This window comes from Pseudomonas chlororaphis subsp. aurantiaca (genome assembly GCF_013466605.1).
GTDB classification, from domain to species: domain Bacteria; phylum Pseudomonadota; class Gammaproteobacteria; order Pseudomonadales; family Pseudomonadaceae; genus Aquipseudomonas; species Aquipseudomonas chlororaphis_I.
In genome coordinates, this window is sequence record NZ_CP059162.1 from 2,792,167 (window position 1) to 2,817,077 (window position 24,911).

General features: G+C 64.5%; 24 protein-coding genes. 12 read left to right on the forward strand and 12 right to left on the reverse strand.

Going from position 1 to position 24,911, the window contains the following annotated elements; translation table 11 throughout:
- Position 1: 1 nt before the first annotated feature.
- Positions 2 to 1,099 (forward strand): extracellular solute-binding protein, encoded by a 1,098-nt coding sequence (locus H0I86_RS12970; protein ID WP_180925317.1) that lies wholly within the window; start codon positions 2 to 4, stop codon positions 1,097 to 1,099.
- 39 nt (positions 1,100 to 1,138) lie between these two features.
- Here the strand turns inward: H0I86_RS12970 and H0I86_RS12975 are convergent, their stop codons facing one another.
- The gene (locus H0I86_RS12975) at positions 1,139 to 1,756 is read right to left on the reverse strand and encodes a DNA-3-methyladenine glycosylase family protein (protein ID WP_180925318.1); all 618 of its coding nucleotides are present in this window, start codon (positions 1,754 to 1,756) and stop codon (positions 1,139 to 1,141) included.
- A gap of 287 nt (positions 1,757 to 2,043) precedes the next feature.
- Here H0I86_RS12975 and H0I86_RS12980 point away from each other — a divergent pair, with 287 nt between their 5' ends.
- From H0I86_RS12980 to H0I86_RS12990, 3 genes are read left to right on the forward strand one after another with little or no spacing between them, the layout of a single operon-like run.
- Complete coding sequence (locus H0I86_RS12980) at positions 2,044 to 2,628, forward strand: PAAR domain-containing protein (protein WP_180925319.1); 585 nt, start codon at positions 2,044 to 2,046, stop codon at positions 2,626 to 2,628.
- Positions 2,628 to 3,200 carry a T6SS effector amidase Tae4 family protein gene (locus tag H0I86_RS12985; protein ID WP_180925320.1) on the forward strand — a complete coding sequence of 191 codons (573 nt, stop codon included), beginning with the start codon at positions 2,628 to 2,630 and terminating at the stop codon, positions 3,198 to 3,200. The genes H0I86_RS12980 and H0I86_RS12985 overlap by 1 nt, the downstream gene beginning before the upstream one ends.
- Positions 3,197 to 3,607 (forward strand): T6SS amidase immunity protein Tai4 family protein, encoded by a 411-nt coding sequence (locus tag H0I86_RS12990; RefSeq protein ID WP_180925321.1) that lies wholly within the window; start codon positions 3,197 to 3,199, stop codon positions 3,605 to 3,607. Before H0I86_RS12985 ends, H0I86_RS12990 begins: the two co-directional genes overlap by 4 nt.
- 27 nt (positions 3,608 to 3,634) lie before the next feature.
- Here H0I86_RS12990 and arsH read toward each other — a convergent pair whose 3' ends face one another.
- Together arsH and H0I86_RS13000 are read right to left on the reverse strand one after the other, a co-directional pair.
- Positions 3,635 to 4,369 carry an arsenical resistance protein ArsH gene (gene arsH / locus H0I86_RS12995; RefSeq protein ID WP_180925322.1) on the reverse strand — a complete coding sequence of 245 codons (735 nt, stop codon included), beginning with the start codon at positions 4,367 to 4,369 and terminating at the stop codon, positions 3,635 to 3,637.
- Complete coding sequence (locus H0I86_RS13000; RefSeq protein ID WP_180925323.1) at positions 4,369 to 4,839, reverse strand: arsenate reductase ArsC; 471 nt, start codon at positions 4,837 to 4,839, stop codon at positions 4,369 to 4,371. Before H0I86_RS13000 ends, arsH begins: the two co-directional genes overlap by 1 nt.
- Positions 4,840 to 5,110: 271 nt before the next feature.
- On the opposite strand from H0I86_RS13000, the gene H0I86_RS13005 reads away from it, so the two are divergent.
- Positions 5,111 to 5,821, forward strand: coding sequence for a methyltransferase family protein (locus tag H0I86_RS13005; protein ID WP_258019429.1), 711 nt, complete (start codon positions 5,111 to 5,113; stop codon positions 5,819 to 5,821).
- A 57-nt stretch (positions 5,822 to 5,878) separates the two neighbouring features.
- Here H0I86_RS13005 and H0I86_RS13010 read toward each other — a convergent pair whose 3' ends face one another.
- The 7 genes from H0I86_RS13010 to H0I86_RS13035 form a co-directional block, all read right to left on the reverse strand.
- A complete protein-coding gene (locus tag H0I86_RS13010) occupies positions 5,879 to 6,214 on the reverse strand; it encodes a hypothetical protein (RefSeq protein WP_085531274.1) in 336 nt (111 codons plus the stop codon).
- 57 nt (positions 6,215 to 6,271) lie between these two features.
- On the reverse strand, positions 6,272 to 8,353 hold the full coding sequence (locus tag H0I86_RS13015) for a hypothetical protein (protein WP_180925324.1): 2,082 nt from the start codon (positions 8,351 to 8,353) through the stop codon (positions 6,272 to 6,274).
- Positions 8,346 to 9,119 carry a copper chaperone gene (locus H0I86_RS13020; RefSeq protein ID WP_180925325.1) on the reverse strand — a complete coding sequence of 258 codons (774 nt, stop codon included), beginning with the start codon at positions 9,117 to 9,119 and terminating at the stop codon, positions 8,346 to 8,348. Before H0I86_RS13020 ends, H0I86_RS13015 begins: the two co-directional genes overlap by 8 nt.
- A gap of 10 nt (positions 9,120 to 9,129) precedes the next feature.
- A complete protein-coding gene (locus H0I86_RS13025; RefSeq protein ID WP_180925326.1) occupies positions 9,130 to 10,614 on the reverse strand; it encodes a tyrosinase family protein in 1,485 nt (494 codons plus the stop codon).
- Positions 10,615 to 10,879: 265 nt separating this feature from the next.
- The gene (locus H0I86_RS13030) at positions 10,880 to 11,197 is read right to left on the reverse strand and encodes a DUF7693 family protein (protein ID WP_180925327.1); all 318 of its coding nucleotides are present in this window, start codon (positions 11,195 to 11,197) and stop codon (positions 10,880 to 10,882) included.
- A gap of 179 nt (positions 11,198 to 11,376) precedes the next feature.
- Positions 11,377 to 11,511, reverse strand: a complete 135-nt coding sequence (locus H0I86_RS32130; RefSeq protein WP_016702627.1) for a hypothetical protein — start codon at positions 11,509 to 11,511, stop codon at positions 11,377 to 11,379.
- A 141-nt stretch (positions 11,512 to 11,652) separates the two neighbouring features.
- Positions 11,653 to 12,591, reverse strand: coding sequence for an alpha/beta hydrolase (locus H0I86_RS13035; RefSeq protein WP_180925328.1), 939 nt, complete (start codon positions 12,589 to 12,591; stop codon positions 11,653 to 11,655).
- A gap of 628 nt (positions 12,592 to 13,219) precedes the next feature.
- Here H0I86_RS13035 and H0I86_RS13040 point away from each other — a divergent pair.
- Entirely contained in the window at positions 13,220 to 14,551 is a 1,332-nt protein-coding gene (locus H0I86_RS13040; RefSeq protein ID WP_180925329.1) for an MFS transporter, read from the forward strand.
- Here the strand turns inward: H0I86_RS13040 and H0I86_RS13045 are convergent.
- Complete coding sequence (locus tag H0I86_RS13045) at positions 14,548 to 15,456, reverse strand: LysR family transcriptional regulator (RefSeq protein WP_180925330.1); 909 nt, start codon at positions 15,454 to 15,456, stop codon at positions 14,548 to 14,550. The two genes, H0I86_RS13040 and H0I86_RS13045, sit on opposite strands and share 4 nt — an antisense overlap.
- A 107-nt stretch (positions 15,457 to 15,563) precedes the next feature.
- On the opposite strand from H0I86_RS13045, the gene mdlC reads away from it, so the two are divergent.
- From mdlC to H0I86_RS13075, 6 genes are all read left to right on the forward strand, one after another.
- Positions 15,564 to 17,150, forward strand: coding sequence for a benzoylformate decarboxylase (gene mdlC / locus H0I86_RS13050; RefSeq protein WP_180925331.1), 1,587 nt, complete (start codon positions 15,564 to 15,566; stop codon positions 17,148 to 17,150).
- Positions 17,151 to 17,241: 91 nt separating this feature from the next.
- Complete coding sequence (locus tag H0I86_RS13055) at positions 17,242 to 18,675, forward strand: MFS transporter (RefSeq protein WP_180925332.1); 1,434 nt, start codon at positions 17,242 to 17,244, stop codon at positions 18,673 to 18,675.
- Between the two features lie 9 nt (positions 18,676 to 18,684).
- Positions 18,685 to 19,623 (forward strand): ketopantoate reductase family protein, encoded by a 939-nt coding sequence (locus H0I86_RS13060; RefSeq protein ID WP_180925333.1) that lies wholly within the window; start codon positions 18,685 to 18,687, stop codon positions 19,621 to 19,623.
- 75 nt (positions 19,624 to 19,698) lie between these two features.
- A complete protein-coding gene (locus H0I86_RS13065; protein WP_180925334.1) occupies positions 19,699 to 21,174 on the forward strand; it encodes an aldehyde dehydrogenase family protein in 1,476 nt (491 codons plus the stop codon).
- A 126-nt stretch (positions 21,175 to 21,300) separates the two neighbouring features.
- Positions 21,301 to 22,554 (forward strand): OprD family porin, encoded by a 1,254-nt coding sequence (locus tag H0I86_RS13070; protein WP_180925335.1) that lies wholly within the window; start codon positions 21,301 to 21,303, stop codon positions 22,552 to 22,554.
- 684 nt (positions 22,555 to 23,238) lie between these two features.
- A complete protein-coding gene (locus H0I86_RS13075; protein WP_180925336.1) occupies positions 23,239 to 23,952 on the forward strand; it encodes a GntR family transcriptional regulator in 714 nt (237 codons plus the stop codon).
- A 6-nt stretch (positions 23,953 to 23,958) separates the two neighbouring features.
- On the opposite strand, the gene H0I86_RS13080 is transcribed toward H0I86_RS13075, so the two are convergent.
- Positions 23,959 to 24,909, reverse strand: coding sequence for a PDR/VanB family oxidoreductase (locus H0I86_RS13080; protein ID WP_180925337.1), 951 nt, complete (start codon positions 24,907 to 24,909; stop codon positions 23,959 to 23,961).
- Positions 24,910 to 24,911: the final 2 nt, after the last annotated feature.

Genomic DNA, 24,911 nt, shown 5'->3' on the forward strand with positions numbered 1-24,911 from the left:
CATGAATCTGCACAGGCTGGGCCGCGCGTTGCTGCTGGTGCTGGCGCCGTTGTGCGCCGAGGCGGCCGACGAGGCCACACCCACGGTCAATCTGTATATCTGGGGCGAGTACCTGGCCCCGGACACCCTGAGCGATTTCGAGCGCCAGACCGGCATCCGCGTGGTGGTCGATCACTTCGACTCCCTGGAGACCGTGGAGACCAAGCTGCTCACCGGGCGCAGCGGCTACGACCTGGTGCTGACCGCCGGCCAGCACCTGTCCCGGGCCATCGCCAGCGGGGCGGTCCAGCCGCTGGACAAGCAGCGCCTGCCGCACCTGGCCGGGGTCGGCGAGGAGTTTCGCCAGCACATGGCGGTGTTCGACCCGGGTAACCGCTATGCCGGGATCTATGCCTGGGGCACCACGGGAGTGGGGTACCAGGAGCAGGCGGTCAGCCAGCGCCTGGCCGCTGCGCCGCGCGACAGCTGGGCGATGCTGTTCGACCCGGCGGTGGTGGCGAAATTCGCCGACTGCGGGGTCAGCCTGCTCAACGATCCCAACGAGGTGTTCGCCGCGGTGATGAAGTACCTGGGGCTGGACATCAACCGGCAGAACCTCGACGATCTGAAACTCGCCGAGCAGCAACTGGCGAAGATCCGGCCTTACATCCGCTACTTCGACAACGACCTGAACATCAGCGACCTGGCCAACGGCAACACTTGCGTGGCCATGTCGTGGAACGGCAACGTGGCGATCGCCGCCGGCCAGGCCGAGGCGGCGCACAAGCCCTTTACCTTGAGCTATCGCATCCCCAGGGAGGGCACGCTGATCTGGTTCGATGCCATGGTCGTCCCCAGGGACGCACCGCACCCGGAGGCCGGGCTGGCGTTGATGGATTACCTGATGACCCCGCAGGTGATCGCGTCGATCACCGACACCATCCATTACGCCAACGCCATCAGCGCGGCGGATGCCCTGGTCGATCCGGCGATTCGCAACGACCCCGGCACTTATCCGGCGCCCGAGGTGCGGGCTTCGCTGTACAGCAAGAACGACAACGGCAAGGCCTTCAACCGCGCGTTGATCCGCGCCTTCAGCCGCCTCAAGTCGGGGCTGTGAGCGCGCGCCAGGTGGCCCCGACGGCATAGCCCTGCTCGTTCAACGCGCCGGCACCCGCCACAGATACCAGGCCGCCACGGTGCGATGCGGGCGCAAGGACAGGCCGATATCGATCATCTGCTTGCGCGTCGGCTGCCGCTCCAGGCCCTTCAGGCGCCGGTAGCCTTCGCGCACGCCGAAGTCGTCGGCGGGCAGGATGTCCAGGCGTTCCAGGCTGTAGATCAGCAGCATCTCCACGGTCCAGCGGCCGATCCCACGCAGGCTGGTCAGGCGCTCGATCAGTGCCTCATCGTCCATGCTCCGGGCCGTCTCGTAGTCCGGCACCACACCGCTCAGGGTCGCTTCGGCAATACCACGAATGGTGGCGATCTTGCCGGCGGAAAAACCGCAGGCGCGCAACTGCTCGACATCAGTGGCGAGGATCTGTTCGGGGGAGGGGAAGGCCGCCGAGCCATACAAGCCAAGAAAACGCCCGAGAATCGCATCGCCGGCGCGGGCATGCAGCTGCTGATAGGCAATCGCCCGCACCAGCGCCTCGCAGGGTTCGCGGGTCGGCTTGGCCTGGTGCAGGCACGGGCCGACTGCCTCGACGTGACGAGCCCAGTCGGGGTCGAGCCCGGCCAGAAAGGCGCGGGCCTCAAGAAACGGATCGGGCACGGAAAGTCCTGGGCAATGGGTGTCGCCAGAGATTAACCAGCAATGCCTGGCGCCGCACTCGGTCTCTTGCGCTGGAATTCGTGGTGCGGGATTTGGATTTGAAGAGCTCGATAACTATTCTGGTGTGGTGTGGGGAGGGGTAAATGGAGCTGATTTTTTGACGGTAGTGGCTTTTTGCGACTGCAGTCGGGTAACAGAAACACACAATTTTCCACGGGATTATTGGTTTCATGGGGAGGCATCTGCTTTAGATTGAGCCGATTTACAGCCCTGAGATGGAGACTCATATGGGACGAAAGATGATCGGGATAGGATCACTTACTTCTACTGGTGGACAGGTACTTGAGGGCAATACAGGTATCAGTATCGACAGTGCGATTGACACCTCCTCTATAGGACACATTGCAAGTTGTCCGGTATGTAGCAAAGGTCAAGGGCCTATAGTTGCTGTTGGGCCCAGAACTGTGACTTTACCAGCAGGGCCGATTGCTCTTGAGGGAGACTATGTAGCCTGTGGCTGCCCGCCTGGGGCTAATACCGTGATTGCTACCCAGTCTTCAGTCTACGGCGGCGCCGAGCATGCTGGTGCAAGTATTTCTTCTGTTGCTCCTCTGTTGGCGGCACCTAAGATCATACAAAGTATTTTCCTGTCGCATGGCCCAGAAAAAACTCCGGTTGATTCTCTTTCTCGATTTTATGTGGATCTGAATATTCATGTGAAAACCACGGGATATCTTCCTGGCGAAAGAGTCTCGGTCACTGTAAGCGAGCCTGTTGAACAGACGTTATCTGGTGTTGTTGCAGCAGATGGCGTAGCAAATATCATGAGCGCATTTGATGGTGTAGCGTTTGACATGGAAGGAGAGTGGTGATGACCAGGATAGCTATCGCTGCAGGGGGAGTTTCGTCGAGCGTGGATGTAAGACGTCCTCGTTTCAGTACGTTATGGAAGGCCTATACGGAAGTCGGCCACAAAGACTCTGTGAGCGTATATCAATTAGTCGGTGGTGAAGTGGAAGCGCATAGGGCCGCAAAGCCTGCCGCCTATGCGAATGCCTGTGCATTGAGATTGAGCAGGGCATTCAATTATGGGGGTTATAAGATACCCAAAGGTACCATTATCAAAGAAACCCCAATTTACAGGCTGCGCGGAGGAGATGACCTTCCCTATATCATGAAGGTCGAGGGTTTTCTTGCATTCTTGAAAAATAACTGGAAGGCACCCGATCATGAGGTTAAACCCAATAACCTGAGCTTTATCAACGGTAAACAAGGTGTGCTGGTTATGGTGATATCTGGGTGGAATGATGCTACGGGGCACGCAACGTTATGGGATGGAAAAAACACGGGTGATGGTAGCGACTATCATCGATTAGATAGCCACACATATGACGATCCCCGTGTAAAGCTTGAGGTTATAAACTTTTGGGAGTTGAAAGGATGACGCGTTGGTTCGCGGCGTTTTGCCTATGTCTGCTGTGCTCTTTTGCTGTTAATGCTGCTGATCTACCCAAGGCTCGTGAAATGCTCAAGAACTACGGGCTGGCTAATTGCATCGACAGTCAGTTCAAGGAACCGTCCGCAATCAAAGAGGATATCTCGCTGGCCATTGGTGCCTACTCTTTCATGGGAAAGGGCATGCATATGATCGTGCAGAATGAAGACACACAAGAGGTGCTGCATGATCCTTATGGAGCAACAGAAAAATTCTTTCTGGATGCCTACCAGAAGACCTCGGCCTTGAGTAAGCATTCTGATCAGAAGATGGTGTTTTATGGATGCCTGGACGTTTACAACTCCCAGGCATTCGACGCGTTTGTCAGAACACAGGACCAGTATGTTCCTCAGTGAGTGAAAGTCTGTGCCGGGGTTTCAACATCAAATCGAATGCTGATTGACCCGGCTGGACAGCGCCGCGGCGCTTTCCTTGCGTTCCGAGTAGCGGTCCACCAGCAGGTCGGCGCGGCCGCGCAGGAGCAGGGTGAACTTCATCAGTTCCTCCATCACATCCACCACCCGGTCGTAGAAGGGCGAGGCCTTCATGCGGTCGTCGTCATCGAACTCGAGAAAGGCCTTGGGCACCGAGGACTGGTTGGGGATGGTGAACATGCGCATCCAGCGGCCCAGCACGCGCAGCTGGTTGACCGTGTTGAACGACTGTGAGCCGCCGCAGACCTGCATCACCGCCAGGGTCTTGCCCTGGGTCGGGCGCACTGCGCCGAGGGCCAGGGGGATCCAGTCGATCTGCGCCTTGAACACCGCCGACATCGCGCCATGGCGTTCCGGCGAGCACCAGACCTGGCCCTCGGACCACAGCACCCGTTCGCGCAGTTCCTGGACCTTGGGGTGATCCACCGGCGCATCGTCCGGCAGGGGCAGGCCGCTGGGGTCGAAGATGTAGGTTTCGGCGCCGAGGAACTCGAGAATGCGCGCCGCTTCCCGGGTCAGCAGGCGGCTGAACGAGCGCTCGCGGGTGGAGCCGTAGAGCAGCAGGATGCGCGGTTTGTGCGCGGCGGTTGCCGGGGTCTCCAGATGCTCCGGGGCCAAGGCTTGCAGCAGCTCAAGATCAAGGGCGGACAGCTGTTCTTCGCTGTGCTTCAGGTCGTCACTCATCACAGCGCTCCGATGCGGTCGAGGGCATTTTTCAGCTCCGTGGGCGAGAGGTGGTCGAGGTCCAGGGCGAAGAAGGCGGCGAAGCGCTGGCGGATTTTCTGCACGGTCTGCTCGAAGGCAGCCTGGATCGCCTGTTCATCGCCCTGGACCTCCGAAGGGTCCTCCAGCCCCCAGTGGCTTTTCAGCGCCGGGCCGAAATACACCGGGCAGGGCTCGCCACCGGCCTTGTCGCAGACGGTGATGACGATATCGGGCGGGCTGTCGGCGAAGACCTCCGAACCTTTGCTGTACAGGCCGGCGGTGCTGACGCCAGCCTGTTCCAGGGTGGCCAGGGCGCGGGCGTTGAGCGTGCCGCTGGGGAAGCTGCCCGAGCTCACCGCCTGATGAGCGGCCGGCGCCAGGTGATTGAACAGGGCTTCGGAAAGAACGCTGCGGCAGCTGTTGGCGGTGCACATGAAGAGGATTTTCATCGGGGCTTCCGGGTAGAAGGGTTGGGCCATGAGGTTAAACGGGCGTCACTGACTTGAATATATGGTTATCCGAATATACGGATGCGAAGGAGCGTTGCCAAGCTGCCGATACGGCTGAGCGGCCGAACGCAAGCTGCGCGTCTCGGCCCGGGAGCGGGCAGGGGATTTACCCTGTGTTCTATGCTTCAGGTTCGGCGCGGGCCGAAGATGCCAGGCCTATTCATGATGTTCACCGGGCCAGGCTTCATCTCTCTGCCTATGGGTGAATGCTATGCAAACCCCTTCCACATCTCGGGATCCGGACCCGATGTCGCGCGGCACGGCCATCGCCTATGCGATCGGCCTGCCGCTGGCGCTGCTGGGATTGATCTTCCTGCCGGCCGGCACGCTCGCCTGGTGGCCCGGCTGGATATTCCTCGCCGTCATGACCCTGGGCTTTGGCGTTTCGGCCCTGCTGCTCGCCCGGGTCAACCCGGTGATCTACCGCGCGCGCAGCCGCTTCCAGGCGGGCACCAAAAGCTGGGACAAAAAACTGCTGGCAATCATCCTGCCGGCGATGGCGGCCGTGCTGCCGGTCGCCGCGCTCGATGCCGGGCGGCTGCACGGCTCGGTTGTTCCGGCATGGCTGGTGCTGGCGGGTTATCTGGCGGTGCTGGCGGGTATCGCGGTGACCGGCTGGGCGCAGGCGGTGAACCCGTTCTTCGAGCCGGGCGTGCGGATCCAGTCCGAGCGACAGCAGCGGGTCATCGATAGCGGGCCTTACCGTTTCGTGCGGCATCCCGGGTATCTCGCCGCGCTGTGCCTGTTCTTCGGCATGGCGCTGGCATTGGGGTCGTTCTGGGCGCTGGTTCCCGCCGCGCTGGCAGCGGCGCTGCTGGTCGTGCGCACGTCATGGGAGGACCAGCTGTTGCAGGCCGAGCTGCCCGGTTATGCCGACTATTGCCAACGGGTGCGCTGGCGCTTGTTCCCCAGCCTCTGGTAATGGCAAGGAGGCGCCAGGGCACGGCACCTGCGCGGTAAAGCCAGGGCAACGTCGGATCTACAGCAACTGGTCGATCAACACCGCATTGCTATAGATCAGGCTGCCATCGCTGGCTCGATGCCCCACCAGGTGGAACTGGCCGCGGCCGTGCTGCAGGTAGACGCGCATCCGGCAGTCGGACAAGGGGGCGTACCCCTCCGGCATGATCAGCTCCATGGTGTCCATGTCGACGTCGACCATGGCGTCCTGTTCATGGGTTTTCTGCAGGCGTTCCTCGGCTTCTTCCAGGCGCAGGTGCAGGGGGCCATCGACGTAGAAATGGATCTCTCCCAGCGGCGTGGATTTTTGCCCATCGCCGGCCTTGCACCAGCCTTCGATCGTCAGGGCGCTCATGACGAGACCTCCATCGTGAATGACAGGGCGTTGTGGGCTGCCCCGTTCTCAATGCCATCACTGTTCAGACCGCCGCGCGGGCCGGTTCGTTTCCTTGGCGGGGGCCTGGCGGGCTACCGCGGGTCGCGTCAGGTCGTCGCGGGCCGATGGCTGCAGGCGCCAGGCTTTTGCCAGCTTGTGCGCCACCTTGCCCGGCAGCACCGTGGATCCGCTGTGCCGCGCCGCCTTGGCGTGTTCGGCAAGCCCTTCGACCAGTGCGGCCCATTCCGGCCGTGGGTCGTTGACATAGTCCCAGCCCAGCCCCAGCCACGGGCAGCGTCCACCGATCCAGGCCTGTACGGCGGGTGTCGCACGCCGGATATAGTCAGGGGCCTTGGCCGCCTTGGGGCGGAGCGCGCGCGCCTTGACGGCCGGTATTTGTAGCTGTGGGGTGCCGTCTGGCTCCCGGGTCACCCGCATGGCCCCGAGCAAGGCGATGTCGAAAGGCACCGGCTGATCCTGGGCGGCATAAAAATACGCCAGGCGCCGGATGCTGTCGTAGTCGGCAACGGCGCGGTACAGGTAGGCGCAGATCACCCCCAGCATGGGGTCGGCATGCTTTTTGTGGCACACACCGGCGGCGAACTGGTCGATGTCTTCGGCCTGTAGCCGGCCAGCGGCGAAATCGTCGATCGCGCCGAGCATCGCCAGGTATCTGTCGGGGGCCTTGGGCATTCCATAGGCCTGGAAAATATCGCCGAGGGGGCTGGGCATCACCACGGCGTACTGACCCGCGTAAGGCACCACCGGCGTGGCGGTGCCATCGGCCAGCTCCACCAGGACCGGCATCCCCTGGGGATCGCTGGGGGCGTGGAACGTCTCGAACAGCGAGGAGCTGTCCAGTCGCTCGATCGGGTTGCGGGACAAGAGCTTCGCGCCCTCGCCGTAGACGATCAGGTTGGCCTCGCCGGGGTCGCCGATCTGTTTCATCCTGCGCCGAACCTCGGTGGCCGCGGACTGGCGCATCTCAGCGGCGGCATCCGCTTCCAGGCGCTGGACCAGCGCCTTGACCTTCTGTTTCTTCTCGGGAAAACGCGGGCTCTGCTGGCGGAGCACCACCAGATCCTGCAGTAACTCCTTGCTGGAATCGGGAATGCTGATCATCTGGTCGGCGGGAACTGTCAGGTCGTGCTGCTTGAGCCCGAAATCGGCGCCGAGCATGCGCTCGCGAAAGGCCGCGTCGCTGTGGATCCGCTCAAGGTTATGCTCGGCGGAATCCACCGGGCCTGCCGCCGGGGACGGGCCCATGGTGGCGGCGTTGCCCGCGGCTGGCCAGGGCTGCAGTCCGGTGGGGCCCGGCAACGGCTTGGCGGTGTTGTAGAGCACCGCCGGTTCCGGATCGACCAGGCACTGCGGGTTGAGTTTGAGGCGATACTCCTTCGCCCGCTCGGTGGTGCGCGAGCGCACGCACATGCCGAGGGTCGCGGTGGTGACCAGGCCATTGCTGATGGCGGTCGGCTCGATGCCCCACAGCGCATCGGCGATCACCCCGGAGAACACGCACTTGCCCGGAGCACCGGACATCGGCTCGGACACCATGTAACCCAACTGCCCGTCCTGGCAGGCGGCCAGGCGATCGAACCTGGGGTTTTCCACTTGCGTGCCTTGCACGACGATCCCGCGCACCGGATCCAGTCGCGTCAGGTCGAGGTTCTTCGGCGCTTCGCGGCAGGCATCGGTGATCAGGGTGATGCGCTGCACGCCGTGCAGCAGCAACTCGGTGTAGAACGAGTCGGCCAGGACGCGGTATTTCTGGCGCAGCGAGTCGCTGAACAGCCAGGAGATCGAGCCGATATTCGCGTCGGTCAGGCCATGGCCGCAAAACGCCAGGATCAATTGCTCGACCACTTCGGCGCCGGTGGGGAACAGCTCGTCCACCGCTTGTTGCACCCGTTCGCGGGTGACCGGATTGCCCTGGCCGTCTATGGGGCCGTCGTCGACGATCCTGACGTTGTCGGCGCCGAAGCCCGAGCGCAACGCCCAGTCGCCGATCGAACGGGCGGCGAGCACGGCGCCGTCCAGGTAGGCGAAACGCAGTGTTTGGTTGGGTAGCGGCGTCAGCGTGCTCACGCCGATCGTCAGGCAGGTCCGTCTAGTCATGGGCGTGCGCCACCTTGCGCGTAATAAGGAGCCAGAGATCGAGTCGAGGGAGAATGATGGGCCAGTGCCAGCGCGGCCGATCGCCCGGTGCCAGGCGCTCGACCAGCATGATGGCCCCGGCCACCAGCATCAGCGCAATGTGCCAGGCCCCGCCCAGCAGCGGCACCAGCATCCAGGCCCAGCACGAAGCGATGCACAAGGCCCCATGGATTGCGCCGAACACCAGGCAATCGCGGTCGGCGGCCCAGCCGAAGAGACCGATCCGGCGCATGCGGTGGCCACGGTTGAGCGCCGCGCGTTGCCACGGGCTGGCACTCCACAGCAGGGCAGCCAGCAGGGCCGTGGCCAGCGCTGCGTCGGCGACGCTCAGTTGCAGCAGCAAGGCGAGCCCCATCAACAGCGGCCCGGCGGCCAGCCATAAGGCGGTGTAGCCGAGCAGGAAGACGAGCGCGGCGCGAATGCGCCGACGCGGCAGGCTGGAGCGCCAGACATGCATGAGCGGCATCGCCAGCAGCGGCGGCATCATCGCCAGCAGCATAAGGGCCCAGTCCGCCAGCATCTGCTGCGCCGGGTTCAGGGCCAGCTCCGCTTTCAGCGCGGTGGGCCAACTGGTGACGATGGACAGCCCACCCACAGCGCTGCAGAAGGCGGGAAGGCTGCTGTGCCCGGCGGTGTAGAGGCACAGGGCCAGGCCCAGCCCGGCCGTCGCGAACAGCAACGGCCAGGGTGCCCGGGTGAAGCTGAGCAAGACCGCTCCGGGTTGCATGGGGCGTGACTCAGCTGACGATACCACTGCGCTTGAGCACGCTGATCCGCTCCACGGTCACCGGTTTATCCGCCGAGACCTGCTCGCCGGGGACCAGGGTCACCCGCAGATAGTCCGGGTTGAAGTCGCCGGCATCGGCCAGCCGCTGGGCCAGGTCGGTGATGTCGATGGTATAGCCAAGGCCGTGGCCGCCGTGGCCACCGTCCGGGCGCGAGGCGACGTTCAGCCCGAACAGCGTCAGGCTGCCGGCATGGCACTCGGGGTGCTGCTGCGGATCGCTGTCTTTCGGCAGGTTGATGTAGACCGCAAGCTGCGGCGAGGGCGCGAAGCCGCGCACCGATTCCAGCGCCAGGTACAGCCGGGTCACCGGCTGGCCCAGGTCCGTCGCGCCCATCGCGGCGATGCCGGTACTGGTGGCCTGGCGGTCGAGGTCGACCTGGGTGCGTACTGGCGAGCCGCCGACCGTGACCACCGATCGGTTGGCGCCGATCGGTTCGATGTTCTGTTGTTCCGGCGCACCCATCTTGACCCGTGTCACAGCCTCTACTCCTGGTTTCACGCCCGTGCCGATGCTCAAGTCGGCATAACGCGGATGCAATTTGCCATCCTTCAACGTGTCGCGGCCGGTGAATTTCATGCCAGGGTCACCGCCACCGACCGCCGGCATGATGAAACGGCGGTCGGCCGGACCGTCGAGCCAGCGCGGATCGCGGACCATGGTCTTGCCCGGGGTGTTCATCCAGGCTTCCCAGAGCCGGTCGACGTTGCAATGGTGCAACCAGAAGATCGGGTCCAGGGCGGCGAGGTACGGATCGGCCATGAAGCCTTCGCCACCGCCGATCAGGCGATGCACGGTGTTGTGCGGGTTGTTCTCCAGGTCGCCGGTCCAGCGGGCGAACTGGGCGAAATTGCCGGTGACCCCGCCACCGAAGCCGATGCTGCCGTCATTGCCGACCTGGAAATCGTTCTCCTGCATCGCCGCCAGGCTGAAGGCATCGAGGGAGTTCGGCCGCAGCGTGGTAAAGCCCTGCCGGCGAGGGTATTTCTTCAGCGGGTTGGGGCTGCCATCCGGCAGGGTGTCCGCCAGGAACGCCTCCGGGGCCCGCCGTGCATCCGGGTTTTTGCTATTGAGGTAGTTCCAGTACGGAAGCGCCCAGTCGTCGCCCGTCAGTTCCTTGACCTTGGCCGCGACGATCGCCTCGAAGGCCGCCAGGTAACCGCGGTGCCAGGACAGGAAGTACCAGCTGCCGTGCTGGCATTGGCTGCCGTAGGTAAAGTTGGTCAGGTCCTTGGGAACCGGATCGGAATCGCCCAGGACATTGACCTCGACCCACAACTGCCGATCGAAGCCGTGGATGGCGCCGAGGAACTTCCAGCTGTTGCGGTTGGTGATCGGTAGTTTGTCCAGTTCGCGCATGGCCAGCGCGTAATTGAGCAGGACCTTGTTGTCCCATCCGGAGCCGAGTGTTGCCACATCCTGTCGAATCGTGTTCATGAATGCACCTTCCTTGCAGCATCAGGCCAGGTGGCGCGTGTGGCGCCACACCCCTCGCAATCCTTTGCCGCTGGCGACTTCATGTTCACGGCGGAACTGCGCTCATGAGGCCCGCTGTGCTGGTGCGCGCCCCTGCGAAAATGAGTATAGAAGCCCGGGAAAAACACCATGGCCGATTCCGATTATCCCGATGAACGACACGGGTTCCGGCTCCTTAAGCAGACGGGCGGGAGATTGGCCTGGGTGTAATGGAAGGAACCTTTGTTCACAACGCCTGCAGCAGGCGCTGCAACTGCTGGTGTTCCCAGATGCTCAGCAGCTTGACCGGGTCGGTGCCGTAGCGCTGCCAGGCGTCGAGCGTCTCGGCCCGGCCATCCGGCGAATGGCATTGCTCGCAATGGCTCAGGGTCTGGCCATGGTTGACCAGGGTCAGGGTCCAGCCTTCGATGTCGAGCCGCACCTGCCAGCTATCGTCCGCCAGCAAAACGCGGTGGCTCGAGGGACCCAGGGTGCGGGTGCCGAGCGCCAGCTCCCTGAGTACCTGGCAGATTTCCCGGGCGGTGAGGGTGGGGGTGCTTTGCATAGGGACGATCTCGGGCATGGACGGCGGCTATTTTGCCATTGTTGCCGGCCAGCATCAGGCGGGATGACGGGTTCCCTGAGCCGAAAAAAATGCCCGTATCGCGCGATACGGGCATTTTCTATGGGTCTCCACCTGGTCCAGGCGAGGCCATCAGCGGTATTCGGAGAAGGGGGCAAGGCTTACTTGGCGGACTTTCGCACGCTGGACGAGCGCCAGGCCTTTTCTTCCCCTGGATGCTGCACGGTCAGGTAGGCCCTCACGCCCAGTCCCGCCAGACAAAAGACCATGCCTGCGATGAATTGAAATGTAGTCATGACATGCCTCCAAAACAATCAACAGGGGACCATCTCATTTTAAGCGGTGCCGGGGCCAGCCGGAGTTGTTACAGGTTGTCTAAGGACGAAGTCATTCAGCTGATGCAGGAGGGCGTAACGGCAACGGTGCCGGTTCGGGGCTCAGCTGGTCGGCACCCGGGCTGGTACTGCAGCGGCGACCTTCGCCGGCCGGGCGTGCAGCAGGGTATCCAGGGCCTGGCGATAGCGCTCGCCGGCCAGGCGCATGCTGTTGTTGTGGGTGGCCCCGGGAACCAGCAGCAGTTGCTTGGGCTGTTGCGCGGCGTCGAACAATTGCTGGCTGAAGCGCGCGGGCACGTAACGGTCGTCCAGGCCGTGGACGATCAGCAGCGGCATGCCGATATGGGCGATCTTGTCGAGGGAGTCGAACTTCTGCGACAGCAGCCAGCGCACCGGCAGCGAGGTGTTGCCCAGCTCGGCGGCGATATCGGCCAGGGAGGTGAACGAGGATTCGACGATCAACCCACGGGCCGGAATCGGCGTGCCGTCGCTGGCCGCCCGTTGTCCCAGTTGCGCGGCCAGTTCCACCGCCACCGCGCCGCCCAGGGAATGGCCGTAGATCAGGCGTTTGCCGGCGTCGGGTTGCAGTTTCTGCAACTGCTCCCAGGCAATCCGCGCGTCCTCGTAGACACTGGTTTCCGACGGCGGCTCGCCAAGGCTCTGGCCGAAGCCGCGATAGTCGATGGCCAGCACCGAGAACCCCAGGGCGTGCAATTGCTCGATGCGGAACAGCTGCCCGGTGAGGTTCCAGCGCACACCATGCAGATAGAGGATGGCCGGCGCATCGGCCCGTTGGGCCGGCCACCACCAGGCATGAATGTTCTGCTCGGGCTTGAGGCTGTCGCCCTTGAACTCCAGCTCGCGCACCCCGGCCGGCAGGCCGCGATACCAGCTGGCGTTGCCCGGTTCGACGCGAAACACCAGTTCGCGCTCCTTGTGCTCCAGCACCTGGCAACTCACCGGCAGTCCTGTCAACAGGGCGGCCATGCCGAGCAGCGACCACCAGCGAGGTCGCCAGTGCGAGAGGAATGAGGAGGACATGGGCTGTGGCACCGCGCACGGATAAAAACCGCGTTTTAGCAGATGCACTCACCAGCCCAATAATCATTTCGCCAATCTGTGTCCGGGGAAGCTTTACAAAATGTGGCGACTGAGCCGGGGCCGGGCTCTGAAAGATAAGGTCACAACCCTTGGGGTGGACTGTCGGTCCATTGAAGAAAAGCTGTGTGTTTGCCTTGAGGGTTTTGATTTATTGGATCCATTGAGGCCGGGCTCTGTAGTCACTCACAGCCAGAGGATCCTCGGTGACCCGTGCCTTCCAAGTCCGGTCGATAATCGCCCGAAAATATCAGGCGATGATTGTTTAATTAAGTTATTGATTTTTATCTTTTAAATATAAACGGATCAGCGTTCCTCCAGAGATTTCAGCCATTTTTTCAGGGATCCCCTCGATCTCGCCTCTTGTTAATGGATCCACTGGGTGGTTGATTAGCCACCTGGCGATGGCGGGTCCCTCCCGACCGTCCCCCGATAAAAACTACAAGAAGGGTCTCGTCATGAATGGCTTATCAAGGGCGCGGAATTGCCTGGGTTCCGTCCGCCGTCTGTCTGTGTGCACGCTGCTGTTTTCCCTTTCGCTGTCGCCGGTATGCGCTGGGGAGGTGCGGTCATGACGCTCGACCTGAAGAACCGCGTGGACAGCGGCCCGATGAGCGCCTTCCAATGCCTGGCCATCGGCATCTGCATTGTCTTGAACATGATCGACGGTTTCGACGTGCTGGTGATGGCCTTCACCGCGGCCTCGGTGTCGGCCGAGTGGGGGCTGAACGGCGCGCAGGTTGGCCTGTTGCTCAGCGCCGGATTGTTCGGCATGGCGGCGGGCTCGCTGTTTATCGCGCCCTGGGCCGACCGGTTCGGCCGGCGCCCGCTGATCCTGTTCTGCCTGGCGCTGTCCGGGCTCGGCATGCTGCTCTCGGCCCTGAGCCAGACTCCCTTGCAACTGGCGCTGCTGCGCGGCCTGACCGGGCTGGGCATCGGCGGCATCCTGGCCAGCAGCAACGTGATCGCCAGCGAGTATTCCAGCAAGCGCTGGCGCGGCCTCGCGGTCAGCCTGCAATCTACCGGTTATGCCCTGGGCGCCACTCTGGGCGGGCTGTTGGCGGTGTGGTTGCTGGGCCATTGGGGCTGGCGCTCGGTGTTCCTGTTTGGCGGGGCGGTGACCTGGCTGGTGATTCCCCTGGTGCTGCTGTGGCTGCCCGAATCCCTGGACTTCCTGCTTGCCCGCCGCCCCGGCAATGCCCTGGCGCGGGTCAATCGCCTGGCCCGGCGCCTGGAGCAGCCCGAGCTTGAACAGTTGCCGCCAGAGGTGCCCAGGCAACCCGGGGCGCCCGGCGGTTTTGGCCAATTGCTGGCGCCGGCCATGCGCCGCACCACCTTGCTGATCTGGCTGCTGTTTTTCCTGGTGATGTTCGGCTTCTACTTCGTCATGAGCTGGACCCCGAAACTGCTGGTGGCCGCCGGGCTGTCGGCGCAGCAGGGGATCACCGGCGGGGTGCTGCTCAGCGTCGGCGGGATCTTCGGCGCGGCGCTGATCGGCGGCCTGGCCTCGCGCTGGCCGCTGGGCCGGGTGCTGGCGCTGTTCATGCTGATCACCGCCGGCCTGCTGGTGCTGTTCGTCGGCACGGCCTCGTCGATTGCCGCGGCGCTCGGCCTGGGGTTGTTGATCGGGCTGTTCTCCAACGGCTGCGTGGCCGGCCTCTATGCGCTGTCGCCGGTGGTCTATGACGCCTCGGTGCGCGCCACGGGTGTTGGCTGGGGCATCGGTATCGGCCGCATCGGCGCGATTCTTTCGCCGACCGTGGCCGGCTTCCTGCTGGATGGCGGCTGGCAGCCGCTGCACTTGTACGGGGTGTTTGCCAGCGTGTTCGTGATCGCCGCCGGCTGCCTGTTGCTGCTCAAGCCGGCCCGGGCCCGGGCGCAGCCGGCGATGGCCGGCGTCTAGCCCTGGCTCTGGCCCTGGCCGCTGATGATGGCGTCGGCGATGGTGTCGCAGAACCAGCGCAGGGCAGCGGAGCTGTCGCTATTGGGGTGCCAGTTCAGGGACACAGCGAACTCGGCCACCGGGAACGGCAGTTCGAGCATCTTCAACTCGCCCTCGTGGATGAACAACCGGGCGATCTGCGCCGGCAGCACCGTCAGCAGGTCGGTGCCGGGAATGATTTTCGGCAGCACCGAGAAGTGCGGCACATGCAGGCTGATGCGCCGTTCCACGTTCATGTTTTTCAGCACGTCTTCGACATTGCCGTGGCCGGTGGTGCGGGTCACGGTGACGTGCCGTTCGGCGAGGAATTGTTCGAGGCTCAACTGCTGGTCGATGCGCGGGTGGCCGGTGCTGAGCAGGCACACATAACGCTCGTGCATCAGCACCCGGCTGCGGACGCCGGGGACCGGCTGGCGGCAGATCGCGGCATCGACCTTGCCGCTGGCCAGCCACTCGCCGACCTGGTCCACCTGCAGCGGCAGGACCTCGACTTCGGCCAGCGGCGCGTCCTGGTTCAGGCGCGCCAGGATCAGCGGCAGAAAGCCGATTTCGCCGAGGTCGGAGAGGGCAATGCGAAAGCGCCGCTCGGTGCTCGCCGGGTCGAAGTGGCGACAGCCCTGCACGGTGCTTTCGATGCGGGTCAGGGATTCGCGCAAGGGGCCGTACAGCTGCTCGGCGACAAAGGTCGGCTGGATGCCGTCGCGGGTGCGGCTGAACAGGGCGTCGTCGAACAGCTCGCGCAGGCGCGCCAGGCCATAGCTGACCGAGGGCTGGGTGACGAACAGGCGCTCGGCGGCCAGGGTCACGCTGCGGGCTTCGTAGAGGGTGACGAAGGTGCGGATCAGGTTCAGATCGATGTGGCTCATGCTGTCTCTTGATATAGATCTGTTTTATTTTTGATAGAGATAGTATCGATTTGATCAATTTAGTAGCGGCTGCAAGAGTAACCCGAAATCCAATAACAAGGGTCCTTATGAAAACCGTTCACTCTGCGTCCTACGAGATTCTTCGCGAGCAAGGCCTGACCACTATCTTCGGCAATCCTGGCTCCAACGAGCTGCCGTTTCTCAAGGGTTTTCCCGAGGACTTCCGCTACATCCTCGGCCTGCATGAAGGCGCGGTGGTCGGCATGGCCGACGGTTACGCCCTGGCCAGCGGCAAGCCGACCTTCGTCAACCTGCATGCCGCCGCCGGTACCGGCAACGGCATGGGCGCGCTGACCAATGCCTGGTACTCCCATAGCCCGCTGGTGATCACCGCCGGCCAGCAGGTGCGCTCGATGGTCGGGGTGGAGGCGATGCTGGCCAATGTCGATGCGGCGCATCTGCCCAAGCCCCTGGTCAAGTGGAGTCACGAGCCGGCCTCGGCCCAGGACGTGCCGCGCACCCTGAGCCAGGCGATCCATATGGCCAACCTGGCGCCACGCGGGCCGGTGTATGTGTCGATCCCCTATGACGACTGGGCCTGCGCGGCGCCGGTCGGGGTCGAGCATCTGGCGCGGCGCCAGGTGGCCAGCGCTGGCCTGCCTTCGGCGGCGCAACTGCGGGCGCTGGCCGAGCGCCTGGCGGCGGCGCGCAGCCCGGTGCTGGTGCTCGGCCCGGATGTCGATGGCAGCGGCAGCAACGGCCTGGCGGTGCAGCTGGCGGAAAAACTGCGCATGCCGGCCTGGGTCGCGCCTTCCGCTTCGCGTTGCCCGTTCCCCACCCGTCATCCGTGTTTCCGTGGCGTGCTGCCCGCGGCCATCGCCGGGATCAGCCGTTGCCTGGTCGAGCACGATTTGATCCTGGTGGTGGGCGCCCCGGTGTTCCGCTACCACCAATACGCCCCGGGCGATTACCTGCCGGCGGACTGTGAGCTGGTGCACCTGACTTGCGACCCGGGCGAGGCGGCGCGGGCGCCCATGGGCGATGCGCTGGTGGGCGATATCGCCCTGACCCTCGAAGCTTTGGTCGAGGTGCTGCCACAGAGCGAGCGGCCGTTGCCGAGCGCCTTGCCGCTGCCGACGCCGGTGCGCGAGGAGGGCGGCCTGCTGCGTCCGGAAACGGTGTTCGACCTGATCGACCAGCTGGCGCCGCGGGACGCGATCTACGTCAAGGAATCCACCTCCACCGTGAGTGCGTTCTGGCAGCGGGTGGAGATGAGCGAGCCCGGCAGCTACTTCTTTCCCGCCGCTGGCGGTCTGGGCTTTGGCTTGCCGGCCGCGGTTGGTGTGCAACTGGCGACGCCCGGGCGGCGGGTGGTGGCGATCATCGGCGACGGCTCGGCCAACTACGGCATCACCGCGCTGTGGACCGCCGCGCAGTACGGCATCCCGGTGGTGTTCATCATCCTCAAGAACGGCACCTACGGCGCGCTGCGCTGGTTCGCCGATGTGCTGCAGGTCAACGATGCGCCGGGGCTGGACGTGCCGGGCCTGGATTTCTGCGCCATCGCCCAGGGCTACGGCGTGCAGGCGCAGCATGCAGCGACCCGCACCGAGTTCGCCGCCGCCTTCAGCGCGGCCCTGGCCGGCAATCGCCCGGTATTGATCGAGGTGCCGACCCTGACCATCGAGCCCTGATTCTCAAGGATTGAGCTTGCGCCGGGCTGCAGGCCCGGCAATGCCAAGCGCGCTTTGCGCACACTCACCACAACAATAAAAAGAGGTGGCTATGAACACGACTTCGGTCAGTGAAGTGATGGAGGGGACGCCCCGGCAATCGCGGCCTGTTGCCGGCAGTGCCGATATCGGCACCTTGCTCGATGACGGACCCTACACCGGGATGCAGAAGATCGTGGTGTTGCTGGCCGCGCTGTCGATCGTGATGGACGGTTTCGACGGTCAGCTCATCGGTTTCGCCATACCGCTGATGATCAAGGAATGGGGGATCACCCGCGAGGCCTTTGCCCCCGCGGTGGCCGCCGGGCTGATCGGCATGGGCATCGGCAGCGCCTGCGCCGGCCTGTTCGCCGACCGTTTCGGCCGACGCATGGCGGTCATCGCCAGCGTGATCCTGTTCGGTACCGCGACCTGCGCCATCGGCCTGGCGCCGGATGCGCTGACCGTGGCGGCGCTGCGCTTTATCGCCGGGCTGGGTATCGGCGGTGCCTTGCCCAGCGCCACCACCATGACCGCCGAATTCACCCCGGCTCGCCGTCGCACCCTGGCGGTCACGGCGACCATTGTCTGTGTGCCCCTGGGCGGGATGCTGGCGGGGTTGTTCGCCTCCCATGTGCTGCCGCTGTATGGCTGGCGCACCTTGTTCTTTATCGGCGGCAGCCTGCCCATCGTCCTGGGCCTGTTGCTGCTGGCGACCTTGCCGGAGTCGCCGCGTTTCCTGGCGCGCCGGCCGCAGCGTTGGGGCGAGTTGACCGCGCTGCTGGGACGCATGGGCCGGCCCATGCCCGAGGGCGTGCGCTACACCGATGCGCTGGAGCAGAAGAGCGAGCAGCAGGGCGGCTTCCGTGCCTTGTTCGCCCCCGGCTACGGGCGCGATACCCTGGCGGTCTGGGTGGCGTTCTTCATGTGCCTGACCGCTGTCTACAGCGCCTTCAGCTGGCTGCCGACCATGCTCCTGGCTGAAGGCTTGCCGCTGGCGCTGGCCAGTTCGGGCCTTACTGCCTACAACCTGGGCGGGGTGATCGGCGCGCTGGTCTGTGCGGTCGCCATGACGCGCTGGGGTTCGTTCTGGCCACTGCTGATCTGTTGCGCCGGCGGCGCGGCCAGCGCCTTCGCCATGCAGGCGGTGGACGTCGACCAGAACACCAGCCTGTTGATCTTCGGCTTTGGTGTGCACGGCCTGTTCGTCAACGCGGTGCAGTCCACCCTCTATGCGCTGTGCGCCTTCATTTATCCCACCGCCGTGCGCGCCACCGGCACCGCATCGGCCCTGGCCTTCGGGCGTATGGGCGCGATCCTCAGCGCCTTCGTCGGCGCCACGGTGATCACCCAGGGCGGCGCCCACGGTTACCTGACGCTGCTCGGAACGGTGATGGTCTTGGCGCTGATCGCCCTGGTGCTGGTACGCCGCCATATTCCCCGGCGGGTGCCTGGATCAGCCCGGGCCGACAAGCAGCACCTTGCCGATCAACCCTCACAGCCATAAGGAGGTTCGATGAACATCACCATTCTCGGGGCGGGCGCCATGGGCTCGCTGTTTGGCGGCCTGCTCGCGGAAAGCGGGCAGCAGGTCACGCTGCTGGACATCAACGACACGCACCTGGAGGCGATCCGCCGCCAGGGTTTGCGCCTGGAGACCGACAGCGGCGACCGGCGCATTGGCGGCCTGAGCGCCTGCCGGCCAGAGCAGGTGGCGGGCCAGCCTGACCTGTTGCTGGTCTTCACCAAGGCCCAGCACACCGACCACGCGCTGCGCGGTATTGCCGGCCATATCGGCGAGCACACTCTAGTGCTGACCCTGCAGAACGGCCTGGGCAACGCCGAAGCGCTGTGCCGCCACGTCGCCCCGCAGCGGGTGATGATCGGCATGACCACCTGGCCCGCCGACATGGCCGGGCCGGCCCATGTCCGCTCCCAAGGCCAGGGCGTGGTCCGGCTGATGTCGCTGGAGGGCGTCGATTGCCAGGCCAGCAACCAGGTGGCCGCCGTGCTGGAGGCGGCGGGGCTGCAATGCGCGGTGGACCCGCACGTCTGGACCTCGATCTGGGAGAAGGTGGCGTTCAACGCGGCCTTGAACAGCCTGTGCGCTGTCACCGGTTGCACGGTGGGGCAACTGTATGCCGCGCCGGAAGGCGTGGCGCTGGCTCGGGCCATCGTGCTGGAGGTGCTCAGCGTCGCGCAGTCGGTGGGGGTGGCAACGGATGCGCAGCGCTGCCTGGAGACGGTGGCCTATGCCATTGCCCACCACCGGGCGCACAAGCCGTCGATGCTGCAAGACGTGCTGGCCGGCCGGCCCACGGAAATCGGCGCGATCAACGGCGAGGTCCTGGCCAGGGCGCGCCAGGCCGGCATCGCCGTGCCGCACACCGAAACCCTGCTGGGGCTGCTGCGCCTGATCGAGGCGCGGGTGGCCACCGGAGGCGGTCATGAATAGCCACGCAAACCCGGTTCGGTGGCCTGAGTCGCGAGCCCCTCTTTCCTGTGAGTCCTGCCTTCGAGGAGTTTTGTCATGAGTGAGTCCCCAGCTGTCTACAGCGATCTGCACCTGCAACCCATCGCCGGGGCATGGCGCGCCGGCGCCGCCGGCAAAACCCTGGCGGTGTGCAACCCGTTCGATGGCGCGCTGTTGCTGGAAGTGGCCCAGGCCGACCGCGCGGACCTGGATGCCGCCTATGCCAAGGCCGCCGAAGTGCAGCCGCAGTGGGCGGCGCTCGGGCCGTCGGCACGGGCGGCGGTGCTGCATCAAGTGGTGGCGGTGTTCGACCGGCGCCGCGAGGAAATCGTTGACTGGATCATTCGCGAGTCCGGCAGCACCCGGCTCAAGGCGCAATTGGAGTGGGGCGCGGCGCGGGCCATCGCCCTGGAGTCGGCGTCGTTCCCGGCGCGGGTCCATGGCCGTATTGTCGAGTCCGATGTGCCGGGCAAGGAAAGCCGGGTCTATCGCAGCGCCCTGGGGGTGGTCGGGGTCATCAGTCCGTGGAACTTCCCCTTGCATCTGACCCAGCGATCCATCGCCCCGGCGCTGGCCCTGGGCAACGCAGTGGTGGTCAAACCGGCCAGCGACACGCCGGTGTGCGGCGGTCTGCTGCTGGCGAAGATTTTCGAGGAGGCCGGCCTGCCGGCGGGCGTGCTCAGCGTGGTGGTGGGGGCGGGTAGCGAGATCGGCGATGCCTTTGTCGAGCATCCGATTCCCTCGCTGATCACCTTCACCGGCTCCACTCCGGTGGGTCGTGGTATCGGCCGTATCGCCAGCGGCGGCGCGCACCTCAAGCACGTGGCCCTGGAACTGGGCGGCAACAGCCCGTTCGTGGTCCTGGCCGACGCCGACCTCGAACAGGCGGTGAACGCGGCGGTGTTCGGCAAGTTCCTGCACCAGGGGCAGATCTGCATGGCGGTCAACCGGATCATCGTCGACGACAGCCTCTACGACGCCTTCGCCGAGCGCTTCGTCGAGCGGGTCAAGGGCCTCAAGGTCGGCGATCCGCAATCGATCGAGACGGTTATCGGCCCGGTGATCAACGAGCGGCAGTCGCAGGGCCTGCGGGAGAAGATCGAACTGGCTCGCCGCGAAGGCGCCGAGCCGCTCTACGAGGGCGGGGCCCAGGGCAATCTGCTGGCGCCCCATGTCTACGGCGAGGTCGGGGTCGACATGGACCTGGCGCGCAACGAAATCTTCGGCCCGCTGGTGGGGCTGCTGCGCGCCCGGGACGAGGCCCATGCCCTGGAGCTGGCCAATGCCAGCGAATTCGGCCTGTCCAGCGCGGTGTTCAGCCGCAACCTGGAGCGTGGGGTGAACTTCGCCCGACAGATTCGCGCGGGCATGACCCATATCAACGATATCCCGGTGAACGATGAGGCCAACGCGCCCTTCGGTGGGGAAAAGAACTCGGGGCTCGGGCGCTTCAACGGCGACTGGGCGATCGACGAGTTCACCCGCGATCACTGGATCAGCGTGCAGCACTCGGCGCGTCGTTATCCCTTCTGATGCGTTGAGCTGACGATATCGCCCGGCCCCTGAACAAGGCCGGGCATTCTTGCAGCCGATAGGAGGCGGGCCTGGAGCGGCCTGTCGGGGAACGGCTGCGCCTATGCAAAGCGGAGAACAATAATAATGAACACCCCTCACTGCATCCTCGCGCGCTCGCTGGCCGCGGCTTCATTGGCGCTGGGCACGGGCCTGCCGGCCTGGGCCGAAGACGGCGATTTTTTCAAAGACGCAAAGACTGACCTGGTGCTGCGCAACTACTACTTCAATCGGGATTTTCGCGATCCGGGGGCGGCCAAGAGCAAGGTCGAGGAGTGGGCCCAGGGTTTTATCCTCAAGTTCAATTCCGGCTACACCCCGGGTGTCGTCGGGTTCGGCCTGGACGGCATCGCCATGTTCGGCGTCAAGCTCGACAGCGGGCGTGGCACCAGTGGTTCCGAGCTGCTGCCGGTGCACGACGACGGGCGCGCGGTGGACAACTACGGCCGCGCCGGTGTGGCTGCGAAAATGCGTATTTCCGCCACTGAATTGAAGGTTGGCGAGTTGCTGCCGGACATTCCGCTGCTGCGCTACGACGATGGCCGGCTGCTGCCGCAGACCTTCCGTGGGGCGATGCTCGACTCGCGGGAAATCGCCGGGCTGGGGTTGCAGGCCGGGCAGTACCGTTCGGTGAGCCTGCGCAACTCCTCGGACATGCAGGACCTCTCGGCCTGGGCCGCGCCCGGGGTGACCTCCGATGGCTTCACCTATGCCGGCGCCGAGTACCGCTTCAACCAGCAGCGCACGCTGGTCGGTGCCTGGCATGCGCAGCTGGAAGATATCTACCAGCAGAGCTACTTCAACCTGCTGCACAAACAGCCGGTGGGCGACTGGGTGCTGGGGGCGAACCTCGGTTATTTCATCGACAAGGATGACGGCCAGGCGCGCATCGGCGAGATCCAGAGCCGCACCGCCTATGCCTTGCTCTCGGCCTCCACCGCCGGGCATGCCCTGTACCTGGGCTTGCAGAAGGTCAGTGGCGACAGCCCGTGGATGTCGGTGTATGGCAGCAGCGGCCGGACCCTGGGCAACGATATGTTCAACGGTAATTTCAGCAACGCCGACGAGCGTTCCTGGCAGGTGCGTTATGACTACAATTTTGCCGCCATGGGCGTGCCGGGGTTGTTGGCCATGGTGCGCTATGGGCATGGCGAGAATGCCACGACCAAGGCCGGGAGCAATGGCAAGGAGTGGGAGCGGGATACGGAGGTGGGGTATACCTTTCAGAGTGGGAATCTGAAGAACCTCAGTGTACGGGTGAACAACGCCACTAACCGGCGTAGTTTCAACAGTGACTTTGATCAGACTCGGGTGATTGTGAGTTATCCGTTGTCGTTCTAAGTCTTCCCGCTCCATCGCGGGCAAACCCGCTTCTACTGTAGGAGCGAGGCTTGCCCGCGATGGCGTCCGTGCTGGCGCTGCATTTTTTGGACGGTGTACATATCCATTTCTGCGGTAATGGCGGTTTATGGTTTCGCCCTTACGGCGAGTCCCTTTTTACAAACGCCTAAAAAGGAACCAAAAACGCTTCGCCCCACCACTCGGTGCCTCGCCAAGGCTCGGCATACCCTCACTCCGGCATTGATCCGTGGGCCGCCGCCACAGGCCATCCATGGCCTGGGGCGGCTAACCCGGCATCCCTGCCGGGTTAGCCACGGCTCAATGCCTGCGTTCGGCCATCGTGGTTAACGGGGCTTTCAGATCAAAAGCAAGACGGCGGCCTACCGGCCGGCCTGGGGCTGAGTCGCTCCCTGTAGCCGCTGCCGAGCCTGCGAGGCTGCAATCGACCCCGAAGGGGGCGCAAGGTTTTGAGATCGCTGAAGGCCTGCGGCCTTATCGCAGTCTGCGGCAGCGGCTACGGGGAGGGGGGCGCTGTGAGGCAGTCGGTTACGCATTTTCTGTAGGTGCGAGGCCTGCCCACGATGGCGTTCGTGAGGTCGCTATTGTCGCCACGCCGCTATCTGCATGCCGTCGGCGCAAGGCTTGCGGTACTATGGCCGCCCACGTTTTCTGGAAGTTGCCTGGATGAGTAAGCCCGGTCAATTGGTGTTGGTCGCGCTGCGCAAGATGATCGCCTCGGGCGAGCTGGCGGCGGGGGAGCGGTTGATGGAGATTCCCACGGCACAGCTGTTCGGGGTGTCGCGGATGCCGGTGCGCATGGCGTTTCGTACCTTGGAGCAGGAAGGCCTGCTGGTGCGGTTTGGCGGGCGTGGGTTCCAGGTGCGTTCGGTGAGTACCGAGGATATCGCCGGCGCGGTCGAGGTGCGGGGTGTGCTCGAGGGGCTGGCGGCGCGTCAGACTGCCGAGCGTGGGTTGTCGCAGGAGGCGCGGGCGGCCCTTGAGTTGTGCCTGGCCCAGGGCGACCAGTTGTTCGCCAAGGGTTATGTGACCGAGGACGACCTGGAGGTCTATCACGACCTCAACATGCGTTTTCACCAGGTGATTGTCGAAGGCAGCCACAACCCGGCGATCGCCGATGCCCTGGCGCGCAACGATCACCTGCCGTTCGCCTCGGTGACCGCGCTGGCGGTGGATCGCCAGGACATGGCCCGCGAATACCGGCGCTTCAACTACGCCCACATGCAGCACCATTCGGTGTTCGATGCCCTGGTCAATCGCCAGGGTGCGCGGGCCGAGGCGATCATGCGCGAGCACGCCAACGCGACCCTGCGGTATGCCGAGATTTTCAGCAGCGCGGCGGCGGACGAGCGGATGAAGGTCATTCTCCGCCCCGCCTGAATCCCTTCAGATATCCAGCACCAGCAGCGGCGTTTTCGAGCGCGAGCAGCAGGGGGTGAACTGGTCGTTGCGCGCCTGTTCGTCCTCGGTGAGGAACAGGTCGCGGTGCTCCGGCACCCCCTCCAGCACCCGGGTCAGGCAGGTGCCGCAAATCCCTTGTTCGCAGGACATGGCGATGTCGATGCCATGGCTCTCCAGGACCTGCACCACGCTCTTGTCCGCCGGCACCGCAAAGACCTGGCCGCTGCTGGCGACCTTGACCGAGAAACTGCCATCGGCGCGGGTGTCGACAGGGGCGGCGGCGAAGTACTCGCGATGCAGGCAGGGTTCCTGCCAGCCCGCGGCCTTGGCCGTGTCCAGCACGTGCTGCATAAAGCCGCCGGGGCCACACACATATAGATGAACGTCGTTGCGAGGCGTGGCCAGGACCTTGGCTGCGTCCAGTGCCGTCTCGGGGTTCTGGTCGAAATGCAGGAACACCCGGTCGGCAAAAGACGAGCTACATAGACGCTGGACAAAGGCCGCGCGCTCGCGCGAGCGGGCGCAGTAGTGCAGCTCGAAATCCGCGCCGCTGTGGGCCAGGCGTTCGGCCATGCACAGGATCGGGGTGATGCCGATGCCGCCGGCGAACAGCAGGCTGCGTCGAGCTTCGTGGGCCAACGGAAACAGATTGCGCGGCTCGCTGATAGACAGCCGCGTGCCGGGGTGGATCTGTTCGTGCATGGCCAGTGAGCCGCCGCGGGAGGTCGGGTCCTTGAGCACACCGATCAGGTAGCGATGGCGCTCTTCGGGGTGGTTACACAGGGAGTATTGGCGGATCAAGCCGCCGGGCAGGTGCACATCGATATGCGCGCCGGCACTGAAGGCCGGCAGCGGGCTGTCATCGGCGCTGGCCAGCTCGTAGCTGCAGATGTCCTGGGCTTCGTCGTTACGGGATACCACCACCACATCGATCATCG